Below are 20467 nucleotides of genomic sequence, written 5' to 3'. Positions count from 1 at the left end.
GCGGGTCCGGCGCGCGCGGTTCGACGTCATTGCTTCCCCTTTTTCGTGTGCCTCAAGGCGCCAATTCGGCCTGGGGCAGCTTCCACGTACCGTTCAGAACCTGGGGCTTCGGGCCGTAAAACCGGGCCACGATGTTGAAGCGCCCTTCCGGCGCCGGCAACCAATTCGACTCTTTGTCCTTGCCCGGGTTTGCATGCTGCACGTAAAGCGTCAGCGACCCGTCCTTGCCCCGTTTCAGCCCTGGGGTGCGGTCGCCAATCGCGTAGCGCTGGATCGGGTTGTCGACCAGGTGGCGGCCCGGCAAGTCGTACATCGTCATGGACCAGAAGAACTGGACCGGGGGCAACTGGCCCGGTTCAAAGCGGATCTGATAGGACTTGCCGCCCTCCAGCGGGCGTCCCTGCGCGTCTTCTTCATAGCCCAGGTAAACGGCCTCTTCGGACGAGTTGCCGTAAATGCCCATGGCGGCGGCGACTGCCCGCTTCGTATAGTCGTTGCCCAAGGCCGCGCGCGAACCGAACAGGCCGATGGACGAACGCGTCTGCTTTTCGGCCTGCAAGAGCGCCGCCTTGCCATCCGCCACACCCTGCTCGATCGCGGCGCGCGTGGTGGCGTCGAGCCTGGCGGCGTCGAAGGACTTGCCCGGCCCGATGCCGATCAGCGCGAAACGCCGCATCATCTCTTGCTCTGCCGCCGGCTGTGGTTGCGTGAACGCCAGCAACGCGTTCAGGTAGGCGATGAAGTCCACGGAGGTGGCTCGCTGTTCGTCCCACGGCAGCCAATCCACATGGGCGGGCGCCGCAGCGGGCGGCGGATGCCGCAAGAACTCGCTTAGCGGACGCAATTGGTATTTGGCTTGCAGCGCCTGCACGTTCTTGACATCCGACGGCCCGTTCAGGCTGGTGCGCCCCAGGATCCCGATGAAGTCCGTCTCGGACGAGAGCACCTTCGTGATGCCCTTCGGTTTACCGCCATCCCAACGGGGCCCCGCGATCAGGTAATTGCCCGCGCCGAAACCCGTGGCTCGCACGCCAGCGTACGCGAAGTTGTAGGTGTACAGGTCCACCATCTGGAAGACGTTGTACCGGTCTTTCGGCGTGGCGGGCAGGCTCAACACCCAAGGCTCGGCGCGCAAGTCCAGCCAGGCCCACGAGTAAGGGGTGTCGTTGTTCGGCGTGACGATTTCGCGATTTTCCGGCGTGTACGGTTGCGAATAATGGCGAAACTTGCCGAAGCCGCCCACATAGTTCTTGCTACCGGGATCAATCGCCTGCCCGTACATGGTCTTGTAGTTGTAGAGCATGGGGTAGGCATAGAGGTATGCCTCCTTGGCGATGCCGCGCAACGACTCGTCCTGAATCGGCGCAGGCCGGGTGGCGCAGCCCGCCAAGAGCGCCAGCACCGACAAACCGCAAACGGCCAGAGTGCGGCGAAGGGTTGCCACAGGATCAAACGGACGCGCGGTTCCTGCCCTGCTTGCTGCGATAGACCTCGTACTGCCCATGCTTGCTCTCCACGTAGGAATCACAAAATGCAAAGACACGCTTGAATCAGCCACAAGAGAAAGAGGCGTTACATCAGCTGCAATATTCGCACAGAGTCTTGCGTTCCCAAAGCAGGGTAAGCACAAAGGCCCTGTGCCCGCCCTCAGTGGGGCTTCGCAGGCGCCTGCGTTTGAGACGCGGGGCGCGCATGCATCTGGTCCACGCGCAGACCGTCCCGACGGGTCACCTCGAACGCCCAGCCATGCAAAGGAATGGTGTCTCCGGCGTCAGGGATCCGGCCGACGGCGCGCAACAGGCAACCTGCCAGCGTGGCGTCGGGATAATCCTCGGCCAGCGCCGGGGCATTCAACAGCCTCGCCGCCTCCCCGATCGACAATCGCCCTTCCAACAGCCACGAACCGTCCGACAATTGCAGGGCTTCCGGCTGGTCGTCGCTATGCTCCGGCAAGTCGCCCGCCACCGCCGTCAGCACGTCCATCGGCGTCACGAGGCCTTCGCAAACGCCGTGTTCGTCCACCACGATCAGCATGTGGTCGCGCGAGGCGCGCAGCTCATCCAGCACTTTCAGCACCGGCGTCGTCTCCATGACATAGCGCGGTTCACGCGCCAGCTCAACCAAGTCGATCGGACCCGGGTTCTGCAGCAACGGCAGCACTTCCTTGAAATGCACCACGCCCAGCACGTTGGACGCCTCGCCGGCGCACAGCGGCAGGCGCGAGTGGCCCGTGGCGAACTTGCGCACGATGACGTCGGGCGTGTCTGACACATCCAACCACGTCATGTCGCCGCGCGGCACCATGATGGAGCGGACATCATGCACGCCAATCGACAGCACGCGCTCGATCATCGAACTTTCTTCAGGCGCAAAGGCGGGTTCGTCGCCCGCGCTGTCGACCAGCGCCACCACGTCGTCGGCCTGATGCCCCGGCTGGCCCGCCCGGCCAGCACGCAGCAGGCGCAACACGGCTTGGGCGGTGCGTTGGCGGCGCCCCAGCGCGTGCGTGCCGCGGGCGCGGTTGCGGCGGGCCAACTGATTGCACAGCTCGATCAGAATCGAGAAGCCGATGGCGGCGTACAGATAGCCCTTCGGCACGTGGAAGCCCAGGCCTTCGGCCACCAGGCTGAAACCGATCATCAGCAAGAGGCCCAGGCAAAGGATCACGACCGTCGGATGGCGCCCCACGAATGCCATCAGCGGACGGCTGGCCACCATCATGACGGCCATCGCGACAACGACCGCGATCATCATGATGCTCAGGTCCTGAACCATGCCCACGGCGGTAATGACCGAGTCCAGCGAGAACACGGCATCCAGCACGACGATCTGCAGGATCACCTGCCAGAACACGGCATGTTGCGGCTTCTGCCCGCCGTCGTGCGACGCGCTGCCTTCCACCCGCTCATGCAGTTCCATCGTGCCCTTGAACAGCAGGAACAGGCCACCCAGGATCAGGATCAGGTCGCGGCCGGAGATCTCGGCCCCCCACACCGTGAACAGCGGCGCCGTCAGCGTGACGACCCACGCGATACTGGCCAACAGGCCCAGGCGCATCACCAGTGCCAGCGTCAAGCCGATCAGGCGCGCACGATTGCGCTGCTCGGGCGGCAGCTTGTCGGCCAGGATGGCGATGAACACCAGGTTGTCGATGCCCAGAACAATTTCAAGAATGACCAGCGTCGCCAGGCCGAGCCAGGCGGTAGGGTCGTTCATCCAGTCGAAAATCATCGTCGGTCCACGGTAAATGGGCGAGCGCGCACGGAGGCGCCGCCTTGCTGAAAAGGAGATGCGAGATCAAGCGCGGGGAGCCAGGCGAGTGGCGGTGGCGCACGGCATGCCAGCAACGGCGTTGCGGCGAGGGTCCGGGCCAAAGCGGCGTTCCGGAAACCGGACGCCAGGCGAAGAAGAGGAAGTGATGGCGGGCGCCGCGGCGCCCTGGTAGGAAGGGGGTCTTCGGTCATGGTGGGCGGAATTCGCGAGCTGCCCTTGGGGCAGCGCCAGCGCGTGAACACCGCCGTGCTCTCGTTCTTACAGGAACCTGAATATTACCTGAAACGCGCCGGAGCGCGAAGTACGGCGGCGTGCCGCTGCTAGCGTGGATCCGCGCCGCCGCCGGAACCCGAAGACGCGCCGGAGCCTGGCATGCCCGCGTTGTCGGGCGCACCGGTTTTGCCGCCGGGCGTCTTCTGGCGGTCACGCGTATCCGCGTCGGGCCTCTTCTGCCCAGGCGCCGAATCCGGCTTGGACCCCATGCCCTTTTCTTCAGTCGAGGGCATTTTTTTCTCATCAGGCGTGCGAGCGCCCGGGACGGGTTTACCGATGGCGTTCGCGGGAGCCGTCTTCTCGTCCGGCGTAGGCATGGGTTGTGCTGGAGCGGCCGCTTGAGCAACCAGGGTCGTGCTGGTGGACTGCGCCCAGGCCTGCCACGGCAGGATTGCCAGGCCGAACAGCAGTAGCAGTTTGTGGCTTTTCATGGTTGTCTCCAAATGGAAAACAGTGACAAACTAAGCGCCGACGGATAACGAGTTGGTGCGGGATCTCTTTCACCCAGGGGCAAGTCGCGTGCCTGCCCCGATGCTGGAGTGATGCATGAACGATCAACCCTCGGACGATCTTTCTCCTGACCCTCAACGGCAGGACGACCCGCCCGCCCCCGGGCGGCGCGGCCTGCTCAAGGCCCTGGCCGTGGGGGTACCCGGCGCCGCCTGGGCCCTCACGGCCCGCAGCGCGCCCAGTGAAGCGCCGCCCGCGACGGCATCAGGCCAGGCGCCCCACCCCGCCGCCGCCACGTCTCGCACCCTGACCTTTTTCAATGCCCAGGAAGCACGGGCGATGGATGCGATTGCTGCGCGCCTGATTCCGGCCGACGAATTGGGCCCGGGCGCCAAGGAGGCCGGCGTCACCCGGTTCCTGGATGGCCAGTTGGCCGGCGCCTGGGGCGCGGGCAGCCAGTTCTACCGCCAGGGCCCTTTCGAGAAAGGCACGCCGGAACAGGGTTACCAGTTGTCGTTCACGCCCGCCGAGATGATCCGGCGAGGTCTGGCCGCGCTGGATGCGGCCACCCGCAAGCAGGACGGCAAGCCTTTCGCCGAGTTGGATGACGCCAGACAGGACGCCTGGCTTCATGACCTGCAGGCGGGTAAACCGGATTTTTCACCGCTGCCTTCCGACGTGTTCTTCCAGGCCTTGCTGGACGCCACCATCGAAGGGTTCTTCTCCGACCCGCTGTATGGCGGCAACGCAGACATGGTCGGATGGAAGCTGGTGGGGTTTCCCGGCGCATTCGCCTCGTTCTCCAACGATATCGAACGGCATGGCGTCATTTGGGCCGGCAAGCCCGTATCCATCGCCAATGCCACGGGACATACGATGAAGCCGGGAGACGGACATGGCTAAAACCTTACCCGCGGTAGACGTGGCGATCATCGGCGGCGGTTGGACAGGGTCCATCATCGGCAAGGAACTGGCCGCGGCCAAGCAGCGCGTTGTCGTGCTGGAGCGGGGCCAGGCCCGTTGGCCTTCGCCAGATTTCCAGGGGCCGAACGTCCACGATGAACTGAAATACACGCGCCGGCACGAACTGCACCAGGACGCCGCCACCGAAACGTTCACCTTCCGCAATAACACCGACCAGAAAGCCCTGCCGATGCGCCGCTGGCAGTTCGCTTATCCCGGCACGCATCTGGGCGGCGCGGGCAACCACTGGTCCGGCGCGTACTACCGCTTCGATCCCACGGATTTTCGTATCCGCAGCCACTACACCGAGCGCTACGGCGCCGGCATCTTCGACAAGGAATTGACCTGTCAGGACTGGCCGCTGACGTACGACGAACTGGAGCCCTACTTCGACCGCTACGACTATCTGATCGGCGCGTCCGGACAGGCTGGAAACATCAAGGGGCAAAAGCAGGAAGGCGGCAATCCGTTCGAGCCGTGGCGGTCGCGGCCTTATCCGAATCCGCCCATGAAGGTGCCTTACGCACCGGCGCTATTCGGCGAGGCGGCCAAGAAGCTGGGCTACCACCCCTATGTTCAACCCTCCGCGCTCTGCACCCGGCCTTACGTGAATTCCGAAGGCCTGCACATGAGCGCCTGCGTCTACTGCGGGTTCTGTTCCAACTTCGGCTGCGAACACTTCGCCAAGGCCTCTCCGCAGGTCTGTATCCTGCCGGTGGCGATGAAGATGGAGAACTTCGAAATCCGCACCGGCGCCCATGTCCTGCGCGTCGAGCTCACCCCGGATAAAAAGCGCGCGCGCGGCGTGACGTATGTGGACGCCGCCGGCGAAGAAGTCTTCCAACCGGCTGAAATCGTGGTGTTGTGCGCGTTCGGCATCAATAACGTGCGGCTGCTACTGCTCTCCGGCATCGGCAAACCCTATGATCCCGTCACGGACACCGGGGTCGTGGGCCGCAACTACACGCACCAGACCACGTCAGGCGTGAACCTGTTTTTCGACGAATCGGTCAACATCAATCCCTTCATGGGCGCGGGCGCGGTGGCCGTCACCATGGATGATTTCAGCGCCGACAATTTCGACCACGGTCCGCTGGGATTCGTAGGCGGCGGCTATCTGCAGATCCAGGTCGTCAGCGGCGCGCCGATCGGCTACCACCCCACGCCCAAGGGCACGCCCTCGTGGGGCGCCGACTGGAAAAAGGCGGTCAAGCGCTACTACAACCATTCCGCGTCCATCACCATCACGGGTTCCGCCCAGCCCTGGCGTGGCGGCTACCTGAGCCTGGACCCGACCTACAAGGACGCCTGGGGGCTGCCGCTGCTGCGCGTCACCTATGATTTTCCGGACAACGACATCCGCATGTCGGCCTTCCTGACCAGCAAGGGCGATGAGATCGGACGCGCGATGAAAGGGATTGCGCGCACCGAACCGGGCCCACGCAAACGGCCGTTCTCGGCCACCGCCTACCAGTCCACGCATTTGACCGGTGGCGCGGCCATGGGCGACAACCCCGACACCAGTGTCGTCAACCGGTACGGGCAAAGCTGGGACGTGCCCAATGTGTTCGTGACGGGCGCGGCGTTGTTTCCGCAGAATTCGGGCTACAACCCGACAGGCACCGTGGGCGCGACCGCCTACTGGATCGTCGAAAAAATCAAGGCGGACTATCTGCGTTCGCCAGGGCGGCTGGTGTGATCATGATCGAACATCGCAAAGGCATCACCATCGCGGTCCTGCTGATCATGGCGCCGCCGCTTGTCACGCTGATCGCCACCGCGCATCAGATGATCGGCACGGGCGGCGAAGGCCTGATCCGCGCAAGTGCCGTCATCGCGCCGCCGGCCCCGCCGACCGCATCCAAACCGGCGGCGCCAGCCAACGCGCCCGCTCCCGCCACGGCTGCCGCGCCGGCCTCGCCCGCCGCTGCCCCCGCTGCCCCCGCTGCCGCAGCGCCGGTACCGGGCCGCAGCGCGCTGGATTTCAGCGCGTCGCGTCGCGACTGGGAAGGGTTCTTGCGCGGTGCCGACCCGGAAGCCGGCAAACAACTGGCCGCCAACGGAAAGCCCGGCGCTGGCGTGCAGGCTTGCATTGCCTGCCACGGTCCGGCGGGCATCACGCCTACTGGCGGCATCTTTCCGAATCTGGCCGGCCTGAGCCGCGAGTATCTGGCCAAACAGCTGGCCGACTTCCGTAGCGGAACGCGGGTCCAGCCGCTGATGAACACCGTGGCGCGCGCGCTGACTGAACAGGAGATTGGCCAGGTGGCAGCCTATTACGGCACCTTGGCCGGCCCGCCGATGCACGTGGGCGAATTCGGCGGCGATGCGGCGCGCAAGCTGGATCTGCAAGGCGACGGCGCGCGGGCGCTACCTGCGTGTGCCAACTGCCATGGACTGCGCGGCATGGGCGAAGGCCCCTTGCTGCCCAGACTGGCCGGCCAATCCAAAGAGTATTTCACTGACCAGATGAATGCCTTTCGCAATGGCTCACGCCAGAACGACGATGTGGGCGTGATGCGCGCGTTCTCGCAGCGCCTGACCGAAAGTGAAATCGAGGCGCTGGCGCTGTATTACGCCGGGCCGCCGCCGAAGCCGAAGTGATGACCGTCCGCCCCGCGCGACCCGCGGGGCGGGCAAATTTTCCTGGTGTTTACCCTAAGTAAACGCTATACTCGCGGCACTTCCAACCACCTAGAGATCACTGTGGACAACGACGGATGTAGTCGAAAACCGACTGCTCGCGCCGCTTGACGCAGGATCCGCGGAATCCCTCTTCCGCGTGAGTCCTGCGATCAGCCAGGACTTGGGCTTCAGCCCCTCTTTCCTTACAGCTTACCGACACGATATGCGGGCCTTGTTGCGCGCGTGCCAAACCGGTTAAGCGGCGCATGCCTGTGGACCTTCCACCGTACTCCCCTGTCAAGGAGACGACCCATGCGTATCAAGAAATTCTTCCCATTCCTGGACCGGGCCCACGACGCCCGCCCGATCCAACCTGCCCGCGGTGACGGCCCACCCACGCTGCGCGCCATGCCGGCGCGCGCGCCCGTCACGCCGCTTTATCAATTCACCATCGTCAGCCTTGGCGCCACGCTGAACACGCTGCGCAAACAGCTGTACTACGAGCTGCAGGCGCTGGACCTGCGCGTGGTCGCGGTGCGCATTTCGCGCGCCGACTCCGACCAGTTGGCGTCCACGGTCGTCACGCTGCATTGCCCGCCGCATCTGCGCGGCCTGCTCAACGCCGTGGCCCTGCGCCTGGGCCAAAGCCCCGACGTGCGCCGCGTGCACTGGGAAAACGAAGGCGGCGCCTCCATCGCCGTGCTGCCGGCCTGAACGGCGGGCCTCTGGCAAGCCCGCCGGCCGCACCCTATAAGCTGAAAAGGGGAATACCCATGAAGAACTTCGAGAACATCCAATTCCTGACGTTGGCCAATACGCTCGTCAGCCTCATGACCGCCTTCGTGCTGGGCTCGATCGTCGGGTTCGAACGCCAGTTCCGCCAACGCACCGCAGGGCTGCGCACGAACGTGCTGGTCGCAGTGGGCGCCGCCATCTTCGTCGACATGGCGTTCCGGATCGGCGGCGCGGATGGCGGCGCGCGCGTCATCTCTTATGTGGTGTCGGGCGTGGGGTTCCTGGGCGCTGGCGCGATCATGCGCGAAGGCGGCAGCATCCGCGGGTTGAACACCGCCGCCACGTTGTGGGGCTCGGCCGCCATCGGCGCCTGCGCGGGCGCGTCGCTGATGCTGGAAGCCGTGGCCGCCACGGCTTTCGTGCTGGCGGCCAACACCCTGCTGCGCCCCGTGGTCAGCTACGTGAATCGTCAGCCGCTGGATTCGCAGACCACGGAAGTCACCAACGTGATCCACGTCATCGCGAACCTGGAACACCGCCAGGCCGCGATGACCGTGCTGGAAGACGTGCTGGAGGCCGAACAGCTGCCATTGTCGGAATTGAAGATCGACCAGTTTGGCGAGAACGAAGTCGAAATCGAAGCCGCGCTCAGCGAAGCGTCCGTCGATGAGCTTGACCTGGACCGCGTCACCGCAAGCATCGCCGCATCGCCCGCCGTGCGTACCGCGTTCTGGGCCGCCCGCACCGTGTGACCCTTGGGACGATCAGCGCGAAACGCACTAGAATGGGCGCCGACCATGCGCCTCTCCCTGACGACCTTGAACCGTGGCAACGCCGGCCTTTGGCTGGTGTTGATGCTGTTCGTGCTGAAGGCGATGGTGCCGCAGGGTTTCATGCCCGCCACGCAAAGCGGCACGCTGATCCAGTTGTGTTCGGCCGCCGGCCCCATCTGGGTGGCCGGTCCGTCCAGGCAGGACAACGCGCCCGACGAGCGGCACGCAGCGCAAGCCGCCACCTGCCCGGTCGGCATGGCACTTGCCGCCGTCGCGCTGCCGCCCTCGCCCGTCGTGCTGTCGGCGGCGTTGGCCGTCATGGCGCATCCCCTGGCCGCGCGGGCCCCGCCCGGCCCCGTCCGCGCGTCCCTCACAGGCGCCCCACTCGGCGCCCGCGCGCCACCCCTGCTCCCGGTATTTCGCTAAACCCTGCGCCGCCTGCGCGCGGCAACCCTTAGCTTACCGAGAGCATTCATGCCTTTTCCTTCCGCCAGGACGCACCGCGTCCTGAAGCGGCGCGTGGCCATTTGGACCGCGCTCGCCTTCACTCCCGCCCTGCACGCGCAATCGACCCCGGTCGCCACGCTACCCGTCATCTCCGTGTCCGGCGATACGCTTGCGCCGACGTTGCTTGAGCAGGCGTCCACCGGGACCTTGCTGGGCCTGACGCCTTTCGACACGCCCGCCAGCATCGACATCATCAGCAACGAGCAACTGCGCGCCCGGGGCGCCACCACGGTCACGGATGCCATCACCCAGGCAGCGGGCATCAGCGCCATGCGCCATCCCGGCAACGGCGGCTCGTCCTTGTCTTCGCGCGGCTTCACCGACTCCAACTCTGTCGCCCAGCTCTATGACGGGGTGCGCCAATACGGCGGGGTCGGCCAGACCTTCATCTACGATCCCTGGGCCGTGGACCGCATCGAGGTGCTGCGCGGCCCGGCCTCGGTGCTGTACGGTGAAGGCGCCATTGGCGGCGTCGTCAACGTGATCCCGAAGAAGCCCACTCGCGGCCCCATCGAAAACGAGCTGATGACGACGCTGGGCACGCACGACACCCAGCGGTTTGGCTTCGGCAGTGGCGGCGCGCTGGACGACAAATGGTCGTACCGGCTGGACGTCAGCGGCAACCACACCGATTCGGGCATCAGCCTGGGGGATTCGCGCGATGCCGCCGTCACCGCCGCGTTGCGTCTGGACGTGTCGCCCGACCTGAATTTCACGATGACCCAGGCGTACGCCTGGCAAGAGCCTACGCGCTACTTCGGCACGCCGCTCGTCGACGGCTCGCTGGACTATGGTCTGCGCAAACAGAACTACAACGTGGCCGACAGCAAGATCATTTACCGCGACAGCCGCACCGAGCTCAAGGCCGAATGGTCGCCCAACGCCGGCACCACGGTGCGCAGCCGCCTGTACTACATCGGCAGCAACCGCGACTACCGCGATGTGGAAAACTACACCTGGACGCCGGCTGGCCAGATCCTGCGCAGTGGCTACACCGAGATCGGCCACGACCAGGAGCAGACCGGCATGGTCACCGACGCCTCCTTCGACGGCCATCTGTTCGGCCTGTCGAACAAAGTGGCGATGGGCGTGGAACTGAACCGCGCATCGCTCAAGCACACCAATAATTCGCCCTATTCGGGAACGTCGCGGGTGGACCCCTACGACGTGGACCACGGCCGCTTCATCAATGTGGCAGGCACGACCCCGCGCTACCGCAATACGGCCAGCCAGTACGCCCTGTTCGCCGAAGACCGGCTGATGCTGACCTCGCGCTGGTCGGTGCTGGGCGGATTGCGTTACGACCACATCGACCTGAAGCGGCGCGACCTGGTAGCGGGAGAAACGGCTTTCCGCAGTACCTACACCAATGTGGGCTGGCGCTTGGGCACGGTCTATGACGTGCTACCCACCTTGTCGGTCTACGCCCAGTACGCGCAAGCCGCCGACCCGATCGGAAGCCTGTTGCTGCTGTCGCCCGCCAACAAGAGCTACGAGCTGTCGCAGGGAAAGCAGATCGAAATCGGCGTGAAACAGACGTTCTGGGACGACAAGGGCCAATGGACCCTGGCGGCCTATCACATCACCAAGAACAACCTGGTCACGCGCGACCCCAACGACCCCGCGCTGCGCATCCAGGTGGGCGAACAATCGTCGCGGGGACTGGAGGCCACGCTGGGGGTCGAGCTGTCGCCGGCTTGGCGGCTGGACCTCAATGCCGTGGCGCTGCGGGCGCGCTATGACGACTTCAATGAGTCGGTCGCCGGCGTGGCGGTATCGCGCAACGGCAACGTGCCTGCCGACGTGCCCGAACGCGTGGCCAATGCGTGGATCAGCTGGAAGTTCGCGCCGCAATGGACGGCCAGCGCTGGCGTGCGCTACGTAGGCAAACGCTACGCCGACGCGGCCAACCGGCTGGAAATGGCAGGCTACACCACGACCAACCTGGCGCTGCAATGGGAGCCGCGGCGCGACCTGAGCCTGGCGCTGCGCGCCTTCAACGTGTTCGACCGCCAGTACGCCGAAACCGCCTACTACAACCAGACACAGTGGCTGCTTGGCGAAGGCCGACGGGTCGAACTCAGCGCCAACTACCGCTTCTGACCCGGCTGCGGGCCTGGCCCCGGGTGTACAATGCGACCGCCGCTTCTGCAATGGAGGCGGCGGTCGCCATAGCGGCGATCCCCGTTGGACCCGGCTTGCCGGGTGGCTCGGCCGGGCGCCTATCCCCCGGACAACTCCAAGCGATTCCGGGTGCACACCGGTACTCCCGCATCCCCTCTTGAATGGGGCACCGCCCGACGCTTGCTGACCTCAGGTTAGCCAATCAATGTCTTTCTTTTCCAAGCTTCATCGCGAATGGATGTCCAATCCGCGCGCCGATATCCTTGCGGGCGTGCTGGTCGCGCTTGCGCTGATCCCCGAAGCCATCGGTTTCTCCATCATCGCGGGCGTGGACCCCAGCGTGGGCCTGTACGCTTCCTTTTCCATTGCCGTCATCATCGCGTTCACGGGTGGCCGGCCGGGCATGATCTCGGCGGCTACTGCGGCCATTGCCGTGCTGGTCGTGCCGCTGGTGCGCGACCACGGGATCGGGTATCTGTTCGCGGCCTCCGTGCTGATGGGCGTCTTTCAGATCGCCGCCGGGTTCCTGCGGCTGGACCTGCTGATGCAGTATGTATCGCGCTCGGTCGTGACGGGCTTCGTCAACGCGCTGGCCATCCTCATCTTCATGGCGCAATTGCCCCATCTGATGGGCGTGACCTGGGTCACCTACGCGATGATCGCCGCCGCGCTTGCCATCATCTACCTGCTGCCGCGCCTGACCACGGCCGTGCCTTCGCCGCTGGTGGCGATCATCGCCATGACGGCCGTGTCCCTCTATGCGGGCCTTGACGTCGCCACGGTGGGCGACATGGGCAAGCTACCATCCGCCCTGCCGTTCTTCCAGATCCCCGATGTGCCGTTCACGCTGGAAACGCTGCGCATCATCCTGCCCTATTCGTTGACGATGGCGGCCGTGGGCCTGCTGGAATCGATGATGACGGCGCAGATCGTCGACGACATGACGGATACGGCCAGCGACAAGCGTCGCGAATGCAAGGGCCAGGGCATCGCCAATATCGTCACGGGGTTCCTGGGCGGCATGGGCGGCTGTGCCATGATCGGCCAGTCGGTCATTAACGTCAGGTCGGGCGGCCGGACGCGCCTGTCGATGCTCGTGGCGGGCGCTTTCCTATTGTTCCTGATCGTGGCGCTGGGCCCGTTGGTGGCGCGTATCCCGATGCCGGCGCTGGTCGCGGTGATGATCATGGTGTCGATCGGCACCTTCCACTGGCAATCGTTCCCCAACCTGCGGTCGCACCCCTGGCAATCGTCGGTGGTGATGCTGGCCACGGTCCTGGTCGTCGTCTGGACGCACGATCTGGCCCGCGGCGTGCTGACTGGCGTGGTGCTCAGCGGCCTGTTCTTCGCGGGCAAGGTTCGCGCCCTGATGAACGTGACCGCCAGTCTGTCCGCCGATGGCGCGACGCGCACATACCGGTATGCCGGCCAGGTGTTCTTCGCCTCGGCCGGACGCTTTGCCGCGGCCATCGACTTTCACGAGGCGGTAGATACGGTGGTGATCGACGTGTCCGACGCGCATTTCTGGGACATTTCTGCTGTCGACGCCCTACATAAGACCGTTGCCAAACTGCGCCGTGCCGGCCTGGCCGTGGACGTCGTCGGGTTGAATGACGCCAGCGCCACCTTGATCGGCAAGCACGCCACCGACGCCGTGCACTAGGGGCTGAGCAGGTCCGACAAGGCGTTGCCCAGGTCCTTCACGGCCCCGGTCACGCCTGCGGCCGCGCCTTCCGCCCCGACGCCGATGGCGTGACCGAAGCCCTGCGCCACCTGCGCCGCAAAGCCTCGCCGGACCGAGAACTTGGGGTTGTCCAGGCTGCCTCGAAGCTTGAAATCGAAGCGCACCGCGCCTTGCTTGTCTTTCATGGCTGCCAGGACCGCCTTGCGAGGCAAGGAAAACAGCAGGCCGTCGCCGCTGAATGTCAGCCCGCGCAACGCAACAGTGCCCGAGGCCTGCAATTCGCGGTTCGCGATGTGCGTATTCATATCCAGATCCATCGCCCCGCCGGTGAGCGACCCCGCGTCCTTTTCCGATAGATAGGGTGCGGCGTGCCGGATATCCATGTTGCGCACCGCCACCTTCATGTCGGCGTCCGTGCCTCCGATTTGAAGCCAGCCCTGCGCGCGCACGGTCGCCTGGCCGTTGCGGTTGTCTTCCAGATTGCCGCTGAACGTCATGTCGCTATGCGCGCCGTCGCCGGGCACGGACACCGGGCGTAACCTGGCCTGCACGTTGTTGAAGGGGATGCGATGCGGGGGCTTCGCCACCACGGCATCCTCGAAATCCAGGCGGCCGTCGCGCAGGATCAGGTCCGTGATGCGGATCGTCCGATCGCCGCGCGGTTTGGCGTCGCCCCCGGCACCGGCATGCAGCGCCGCCTGCAACGCGGGCGCAATCTTCAATTCGCCATCGGCCCCACGTACCACCGCAAAATCGAAGCCCTCGATCTCGACGGAATTGAAGACCGTTTCACGGCGCAGGAACGCCGACCACTCTGGCTCCAGCACGATCCGTTTGGCGCGTGCGCCCGCTTGTCCCGAAGCCCCGGGCACATTGACGTCGGTCAGCACCACTTGGCGCCACCCCACCCTCACGTCGCCCACCTGCCCGCGCGGCCCCAGCATGTTGGAAACTCGCTGTTCCACGATGCGGGTGACGGCAAAGGCCAGCACCCCGACCAACGCCGCAAGGATAAGCAGGACGGCGATAGTGGTGCCCAGGGCCGATCTCCGGCGCGGCGCGGGTGCGTTCAAGCTCATTGCGGTTCCAGGTTCGGGGGGCCGACGATGAAGGCAATGGTCGGCGATACGGGCCCATTATTCAATGGACGAAATGGATGATGGCGGCTTATGCCCTGACGCAAACAGCCCCGTCCGCGCCGTTTGTGGGCGGGGACGGGGCCGTCGGGCGTCGCGCTTCCGGCTTCCGGACTCAATGCGCGATCACGGGGTCAGCGTTGCGTCTTATTTTGCTGACCGGGCTGTTGGCCCTGCTGGCCTTGGCCTTTATCGGCGTGTTGTCCCGATTGACCTGGTTGCTGGCCAGGGGACTGATTACGGTCCCGGGGGTTTTCCTGGGATTGTTGCTTTTGCGGCTGCTTTTGCTGGTCCGGCTGATTCTGGTTGGGCATTACAAGTCTCCTGATAAGGCGGAAAGACTCCGCTGGATCAGGCATAGCAACTGGCGTGCCCAAATGCGGCGCCGGGGCGCAACGGACGCGGCGGACCAATGTCCCCGTTTCCAGACCGGTAAGTCCCGGCCCTGTTGGAAGAAACTGCCGCCCGGAAATGCGCGAAGGCGCTACTGCGCCGTCGCGCGGACGGGAAAGGCGGGTTCGGCGTCGGCGACGCTGTCGAAGGCCTCGATCCAGGACGAGGCGTAATTGGCGGGTGCCGCCAGGGGCTCGCCACCATCGCGCTGCGTGCGCAACCGCAGCATCAACGCATCCAGCGGCATCGGGCGCCCTAGCGCGAAGCCCTGTCCGTAACGGCAACCCGCTGCCCGTAGCGCGGGGATGTCAGCCACGTTTTCCACCCCTTCGGCCACGACGCGCCAACCCAGCCGGGTGGCGAGTTCGGCGGCGGTGCGCAGCACTTCGAATGCCACGGCGCTACGCCGCATGCGCGTCACGAAATACTGGTCAATCTTGACTTCGGACAAGGGGATGGCCGACAGCAGCTTCAGCGACGCGTGGCCGGTGCCGAAGTCGTCCAGGCTGACCTCGCATCCCGCGTCCTCCAGCTTCATCAGCGACGCACGCAGGACATCGAGTTCCCGGATGGGTTGATCTTCGGTCAATTCAACCCGCACCAGCGAGGCCGGCAGCTCGGCGGTGTAGATGAGATCCAGCAGAAAATCCACGGCGCGCTCGTCGGATAGCGTCGTGGCGGGTGCATTGATGGCGATTGGCACGGCGATGCCCGCGCGCCGCATCGTCAACAGAATGTCGATCACGCGAACGCAGACACGCTCGAACAGCAGTTTGTCCATGCCCATGCGGTTGATCGCGGGAATGAACTCGGCAGGCATGACAATGCCCAGGCGGGGATGCTGCCATCGCGCCAATGCTTCGGCCGATACGATCCTGCCTGTCATCAGATCCACCTGCGGTTGCAACAACACCCGCAGGCCATCTTTTCCTGTCACCATGGCCGCGACTTCTTCGTCGCTGACCACCGAGCTAGTGGAAGCCTCGTGATTAGGCGTCATGTCTACGCTCCTCGCGTGCCTCTGGGTATGGCCTGCGCTGTCCGGGCGCAGATAGAAGCACATTGGGACATGAGTATTCACTATCGGCTTGCCGCGATGGCGCCGGACATTGATTGCCGGCACCGTTGATCCGCCAACTGTTTTTTATGCGATTTCGAGCAATTGTTCCAGGCAATTTTGCGCTTAATCCGCCGTAACGTCACATAAATGAAACTATTTGTATATACCCATCCGAATTCATGGATCCGGCATCCCGTGGACAGCGGGCCCGCCGCTGCAAAATTGGCCTTGTCGACATGGTAGGGTTTGCGTCTTTCGGCTCTCGGGCGCCCGTGCGGCCCTATGAATAGCGTGACGAACCTGCTTTCCCGTTGGCGCGCGTCCCTGCGCAACGTCCTGTGGCTGGACGCCTTGCAAGCCGCTGCGATCAGCGCGGCCCCGGTCATCCTGGCCGTGCTCGCGCACGAACCCCGTTTGGGATGGACCGCGATCGCCGCGTTCTGGGCCTGTTTCGGGGACCCGGGCGGCCCCTTGCGCCAGCGCGCGGGCTCCATGCTTGCGCTGGGCCTGATCGGCGCCCTGTTTTGTTTCCTGGCCAGCGCCAGCGCCGGCCATCTATGGCTACTGCTGCCGCTGACGTTCGTCTGCTGCACCTTCGGCGGTCTGTTGCGCGTATTGGGCCCCGCAGCGGCCATCGTAGGCACACTGCTGTCCGCCGGTTTCGTCGTGGCCGCCGAACTGCCTGCCCCGACGCTGGCCGAAAGCCTCTGGTACACCTTGTTCTTCCTGGCGGGCGCCGTCTGGGCCATCTTGATGACTGCGCTGGTGTGGCGCAGACGGCCCTGGAAAGATGCCACGCACGCGGTGGCCCATTGCTACCGCGGGTTGGCGGATTTTGCCGACGCGTTGGCGCGCATGTATTCGGGCCTGACGCCGGCGGCTCGTCCGGAAGCCTGGACCGCCGTCACCAAGCCTTCGCGCAGCGCCCAGCGGGCCGCCCTGGAATCCGCCCGGGTTCGTATCCGCGAAGTCCAGGACACCCGGCCTTCGCGCCGCGCCCGCGGAAATCAGCTGACGTATCTGCTGGACAGCGCCGAAGACAGTTTCATCGCGCTGGTCGCCTGCGCCGACCTGCTGGAATCCCACGCGCCGCAATGGCTCGGCCGTAGCGCCGGCGCGCACCTGTCGCATGCGCTGCACCGGTATGCCAGCGTCTGCAACGCCATCGCCAGCACCTCAAACGTCAACGACCCCAAACAGGCGGAGTGCCTGCGTGAGCGCTTGGCCCACTTTGCCGCGGGATTGCATGACCTGCGCGGCGGCGCCATGGCCTATGCGCCCGATCTGGCGACGATGGTGCCGGTGCTTGACCGACTGCTGCATACGGCGCAAGCGATCATGCAGGCCTTGTTCGACCAGGGCGGCGCGCCCGCCGCGCCCGTGCAGCAGCGCCGCGCGGCGTCCCGCGCGCGGCAGGCGTGGCGTGTGCTGCGGCAAAACCTGAGCGTGGAGTCCGATGCCTTCCGCCACGCTTTGCGCGTGGGCGTGGGTGCCACCATCGCCGTGGCCTTGTCCAAGACCTTCGCTGTCAACCATGGTTATTGGATGTCGCTGACGCTGGTATTCATCCTTCAGCCCTATTTCGCAACCACCTGGCAACGCACCCTCGAGCGCGTGACGGGCAGCGTGGCGGGCGCCATCGGCGCATCCCTGCTGGGCTTGCTGTTGAGCACGCCGCTTTCCGTCGCGCTGGCAGTGCTGCCCATTGCCCTGGGCACTTTCGCCGCGCGCACTATCCACTACGCGCTCTTCACGTTTTTCCTGACGTCCCAGTTCGTGCTGGTCAGCCATATCCAGCAACCGGAAATCTACGAGCCCACGCTGGCCGCGTTGCGAGCGTTCAATAGCGTGTTGGGCGGGATCCTGGCGCTACTCGTCGGTTTTCTGGTGTGGCCGGAAAAAGAGCCACGGCAATTGGCGGGCGCCCTGACGCGCGCGCTGGACCGCCACGCGGCCTACGCACTGGCGCTGATCCAGCAAAAAGGCGGCGCGGCCCCCGACGCGGACGACCAGGCCATCGTCGCCTTGCGGCGCCAGGCCTGCCTGTCGGCGGATAACGCCGAAGCGTCGTTGCAGCGCCTGCAGCAGAACCCGGTGCACCGCGAACGCAACGTCGACACGGCCGTGAATCTGCTGAACGCCATGCGGCGCATCACCGCTGCCGGGACAGTGCTGGAAATCCAGCCCGCCCTGTCGGCACAAACCCCCGCCGCCGGCGCGCTGCGCGACTATGGCCGGGTGCTGGCCCATGCCTTGCACCCTCAGGACGACGCACCAGACCTTCCGCCCCGCCCCTGGGCGGTGCCCGCCGCCATCGTGGCGGCCGACCCCGCCTTGGCCGATCCCCTCGACCGCATTGCCCAGCAGGCGCGGCAGGTTCGCCAACTGCGCGACCGCATCGAGAAAGATCCGCCTCGGTAGCCCCGGACGGCGCGGCGCCTCGCGGGCCTGCGCGCTTTGCGGCTATCTGGGCACGGCTTGACGCGTATCAAGGGCCCCCCTCGGGGAACGCGTAACCATCTAACGATGGGACGCTAACTGAGGAGACCCGCATGTATCGCCGCATTGCCGTACACCTTGACCACGGATTCGACTGCAAACGCCGCACCGATCTGGCACTGTCGCTGGCCAAGCGCCACAAGGCGGAACTCGTCGGCATCTATGCCAGCGCCGCGCCGCCGCAGTACTACTACGGCGAATCCGTCCTGATGTCCCGCACCCTGAATGTCATGAAGGAACTGCAGGCGCAGAATCGCGCCGTGGTACAGAACGCGTTCCTGGAAGCGGCGGCCCAAGCCGACGTTCCCGCCGTCGTGCGGGCCGGGGAAACCGCGCCCAGCGTCTGCGTCGCCTTGCACGCCCGCACGAGCGATCTCGTCATCGTCAGCCAATTCAACCGCGACGACGTCGAAGCCGCGCACGAAGCCGAATTCGTCGAGCAGATGCTATTGACCGCCGGGCGCCCCGTGCTGGTGCTGCCGTCCAGCGGCGACTTTCCCGCCGTGGGTGAACGCGTGCTGTTCTGCTGGGATGGCAGCCGCGAGGCCGCGCGCGCCCTTGGCGACGCCATGCCGGCGTTGCGCCTCTCGACGCAGTTGATCGCCCTGACCATGGATGAAGGCGGAAGCTCGCAGAAAGGCGAAGCCGTGCCTTTCGAAGACCTTGCCACGTACTGCGTCGCCCAGGGCACGCCCGCGCCGGATCACGTCCGCCGCGACATCAAGGGCGTCGGCGTAGGCAGCACCATCCTGAATGCCGCCGCCGACCATAGCGCCGACATGATCGTGATGGGCGCCTACGGGCATAGCAAGTTGCGCCAATGGGCCATGGGCGGCGCCACCGCGTCCATCCTGAAAAGCATGACCGTACCGATCATGTTCTCGCACTGATCACACCTGGGCGGCTGCCGCCTGGGCGTCCAGCACGGGCGTCAATACCGGCTGGCCGCCGAAATGCGCCGTGGCGTTCTGCAGGAACAACGCCACGGTAGCCGCCACCGCTTCCGGAGAACGGCCCGCGCTGTGCGGCGTCAGCACCACATTACCCAGTTGCTTGAGTGCGTCGGGAACGTGTGGTTCGCCATCCACCACATCCAGACCCGCCCCCGCGATACGCTTTTCGGCCAGCGCGGCGATCAGCGCGGCGGTATCCACCACGCTGCCACGGGCGATGTTCACCAGATAGCCATCGGGACCCAGCGCGTCCAGCACCTCGGCGTTCACCAGATGCCGGGTGCCCGCGCCGCCGGGCGTGGCCACCACCAGGAAGTCGGACGCCGCCGCCAGGGCGCGCGGACTGTCGAAAAAGGCATAGCCGGATTCGGGTCGGGCTCGCCGGTTGTAGTAGCCCACGCTCATGCCGAACCCATTCGCGCCGCGCTTGGCGATTTCAAGCCCGATGGTGCCCAGACCAAGAATGCCCAGGCGCTTTCCCGTGACTTGCGTCCCCATGAAACCGCTCCAGTGCCCTTGCCGCACCCAGGCATCGGCCTGCGGCAGATGACGGGCGGCGCCCAGCAGCAGCGCCATCGCGTGGTCGGCCACGGACACGGCGTTGGTGCCCGGACCGTTCGTGACGATGACGCCGCGCGACGCTGCGGCGGCCAAATCGATGTTCTCGTAACCAACGCCCAGCGAACAGACCAGTTCAAGCTTGGGCAAGGCGGCCATTTCATCGGCGTGCAAACCGGTTGCGCCGCGCGTCAGCACCACGCGGATGTCGTGGCCGTGGTCCTGGATGGCTTGCGCGCGGGCTTGCGCGGTGGGCGCGTAAAGGGTTTGAAAGCCGCGCGCTTGGATCGCGGGCAGGTAATCGTGCACGCTGTCGATCAGAATCAATAAGGGAATGGTCATTTTGGCGTCGCTGGTTGAGCGGATATCTGCGAAAGGCGGGCAAATCTTACGCCGCGCCCAGTGCCCAACGCTACCACCCGTCCAGCGGGCGACCATTCCCTGCAAAGACGGCCGGCCGG

General features: G+C 65.5%; 16 protein-coding genes and 1 other annotated feature. Of the genes, 10 read left to right on the top strand and 6 right to left on the bottom strand.

From position 1 onward, the window contains the following. Window positions 1-52: 52 nt before the first annotated feature. The 3 genes from ACE039_RS18630 to ACE039_RS18620 all read right to left on the bottom strand — a co-directional run bounded on the left by ACE039_RS18630 (window position 53) and on the right by ACE039_RS18620 (window position 3977). Window positions 53-1444 carry a DUF1254 domain-containing protein gene (locus ACE039_RS18630; protein WP_485823012.1) on the bottom strand — a complete coding sequence of 464 codons (1392 nt, stop codon included), beginning with the start codon at window positions 1442-1444 and terminating at the stop codon, window positions 53-55. A 203-nt stretch (window positions 1445-1647) separates the two neighbouring features. Continuing rightward, window positions 1648-3231: a TerC family protein gene (locus ACE039_RS18625; protein WP_448709851.1), complete on the bottom strand. Its 1584-nt coding sequence runs from the start codon at window positions 3229-3231 to the stop codon at window positions 1648-1650. Window positions 3232-3593: 362 nt separating this feature from the next. Further along, window positions 3594-3977, bottom strand: a complete 384-nt coding sequence (locus ACE039_RS18620; protein WP_313465239.1) for a hypothetical protein — start codon at window positions 3975-3977, stop codon at window positions 3594-3596. A gap of 115 nt (window positions 3978-4092) precedes the next feature. Here ACE039_RS18620 and ACE039_RS18615 point away from each other — a divergent pair, with 115 nt between their 5' ends. From ACE039_RS18615 to ACE039_RS18580, 8 genes are all read left to right on the top strand, one after another. Then, window positions 4093-4899 carry a gluconate 2-dehydrogenase subunit 3 family protein gene (locus ACE039_RS18615; protein WP_485823011.1) on the top strand — a complete coding sequence of 269 codons (807 nt, stop codon included), beginning with the start codon at window positions 4093-4095 and terminating at the stop codon, window positions 4897-4899. Further along, window positions 4892-6658 (top strand): GMC family oxidoreductase, encoded by a 1767-nt coding sequence (locus tag ACE039_RS18610; RefSeq protein WP_310028546.1) that lies wholly within the window; start codon window positions 4892-4894, stop codon window positions 6656-6658. Before ACE039_RS18615 ends, ACE039_RS18610 begins: the two co-directional genes overlap by 8 nt. A gap of 2 nt (window positions 6659-6660) precedes the next feature. Beyond that, entirely contained in the window at window positions 6661-7563 is a 903-nt protein-coding gene (locus tag ACE039_RS18605) for a c-type cytochrome (protein ID WP_485823010.1), read from the top strand. A gap of 333 nt (window positions 7564-7896) precedes the next feature. Next, window positions 7897-8298, top strand: a complete 402-nt coding sequence (locus ACE039_RS18600) for a hypothetical protein (RefSeq protein ID WP_485823009.1) — start codon at window positions 7897-7899, stop codon at window positions 8296-8298. Between the two features lie 59 nt (window positions 8299-8357). Beyond that, window positions 8358-9071 carry an MgtC/SapB family protein gene (locus ACE039_RS18595; protein ID WP_332008236.1) on the top strand — a complete coding sequence of 238 codons (714 nt, stop codon included), beginning with the start codon at window positions 8358-8360 and terminating at the stop codon, window positions 9069-9071. 45 nt (window positions 9072-9116) lie between these two features. After that, a complete protein-coding gene (locus ACE039_RS18590) occupies window positions 9117-9518 on the top strand; it encodes a DUF2946 family protein (RefSeq protein WP_485823008.1) in 402 nt (133 codons plus the stop codon). A gap of 48 nt (window positions 9519-9566) precedes the next feature. Next, window positions 9567-11702: a TonB-dependent receptor gene (locus ACE039_RS18585; protein WP_485823007.1), complete on the top strand. Its 2136-nt coding sequence runs from the start codon at window positions 9567-9569 to the stop codon at window positions 11700-11702. Between the two features lie 83 nt (window positions 11703-11785). Beyond that, window positions 11786-11838 (top strand) — a sequence feature (sul1 is cis-regulatory element that is thought to sense ions involved in sulfur or methionine metabolism; They are found in Alphaproteobacteria). Window positions 11839-11928: 90 nt separating this feature from the next. Then, window positions 11929-13386, top strand: coding sequence for a SulP family inorganic anion transporter (locus ACE039_RS18580; protein ID WP_485823006.1), 1458 nt, complete (start codon window positions 11929-11931; stop codon window positions 13384-13386). Here ACE039_RS18580 and ACE039_RS18575 read toward each other — a convergent pair. Then, window positions 13383-14486, bottom strand: a complete 1104-nt coding sequence (locus ACE039_RS18575) for a DUF748 domain-containing protein (protein WP_485823005.1) — start codon at window positions 14484-14486, stop codon at window positions 13383-13385. The genes ACE039_RS18580 and ACE039_RS18575 overlap by 4 nt on opposite strands. Window positions 14487-15027: 541 nt before the next feature. Beyond that, window positions 15028-15936, bottom strand: a complete 909-nt coding sequence (locus tag ACE039_RS18570; protein WP_105558657.1) for an EAL domain-containing protein — start codon at window positions 15934-15936, stop codon at window positions 15028-15030. 342 nt (window positions 15937-16278) lie between these two features. On the opposite strand from ACE039_RS18570, the gene ACE039_RS18565 reads away from it, so the two are divergent. Together ACE039_RS18565 and ACE039_RS18560 are read left to right on the top strand one after the other, a co-directional pair. Next, window positions 16279-18417 carry an FUSC family protein gene (locus ACE039_RS18565; protein WP_485823004.1) on the top strand — a complete coding sequence of 713 codons (2139 nt, stop codon included), beginning with the start codon at window positions 16279-16281 and terminating at the stop codon, window positions 18415-18417. Window positions 18418-18548: 131 nt separating this feature from the next. Then, window positions 18549-19385 (top strand): universal stress protein, encoded by an 837-nt coding sequence (locus tag ACE039_RS18560; RefSeq protein WP_313461374.1) that lies wholly within the window; start codon window positions 18549-18551, stop codon window positions 19383-19385. On the opposite strand, the gene ACE039_RS18555 is transcribed toward ACE039_RS18560, so the two are convergent. After that, on the bottom strand, window positions 19386-20348 hold the full coding sequence (locus ACE039_RS18555; RefSeq protein WP_485823003.1) for a 2-hydroxyacid dehydrogenase: 963 nt from the start codon (window positions 20346-20348) through the stop codon (window positions 19386-19388). It abuts the gene before it with no gap. Window positions 20349-20467 lie beyond the last annotated feature (119 nt).

Source organism: Achromobacter maghribensis (assembly GCF_057334215.1).
This window is presented reverse-complemented; position numbering and strand designations above follow the sequence as displayed.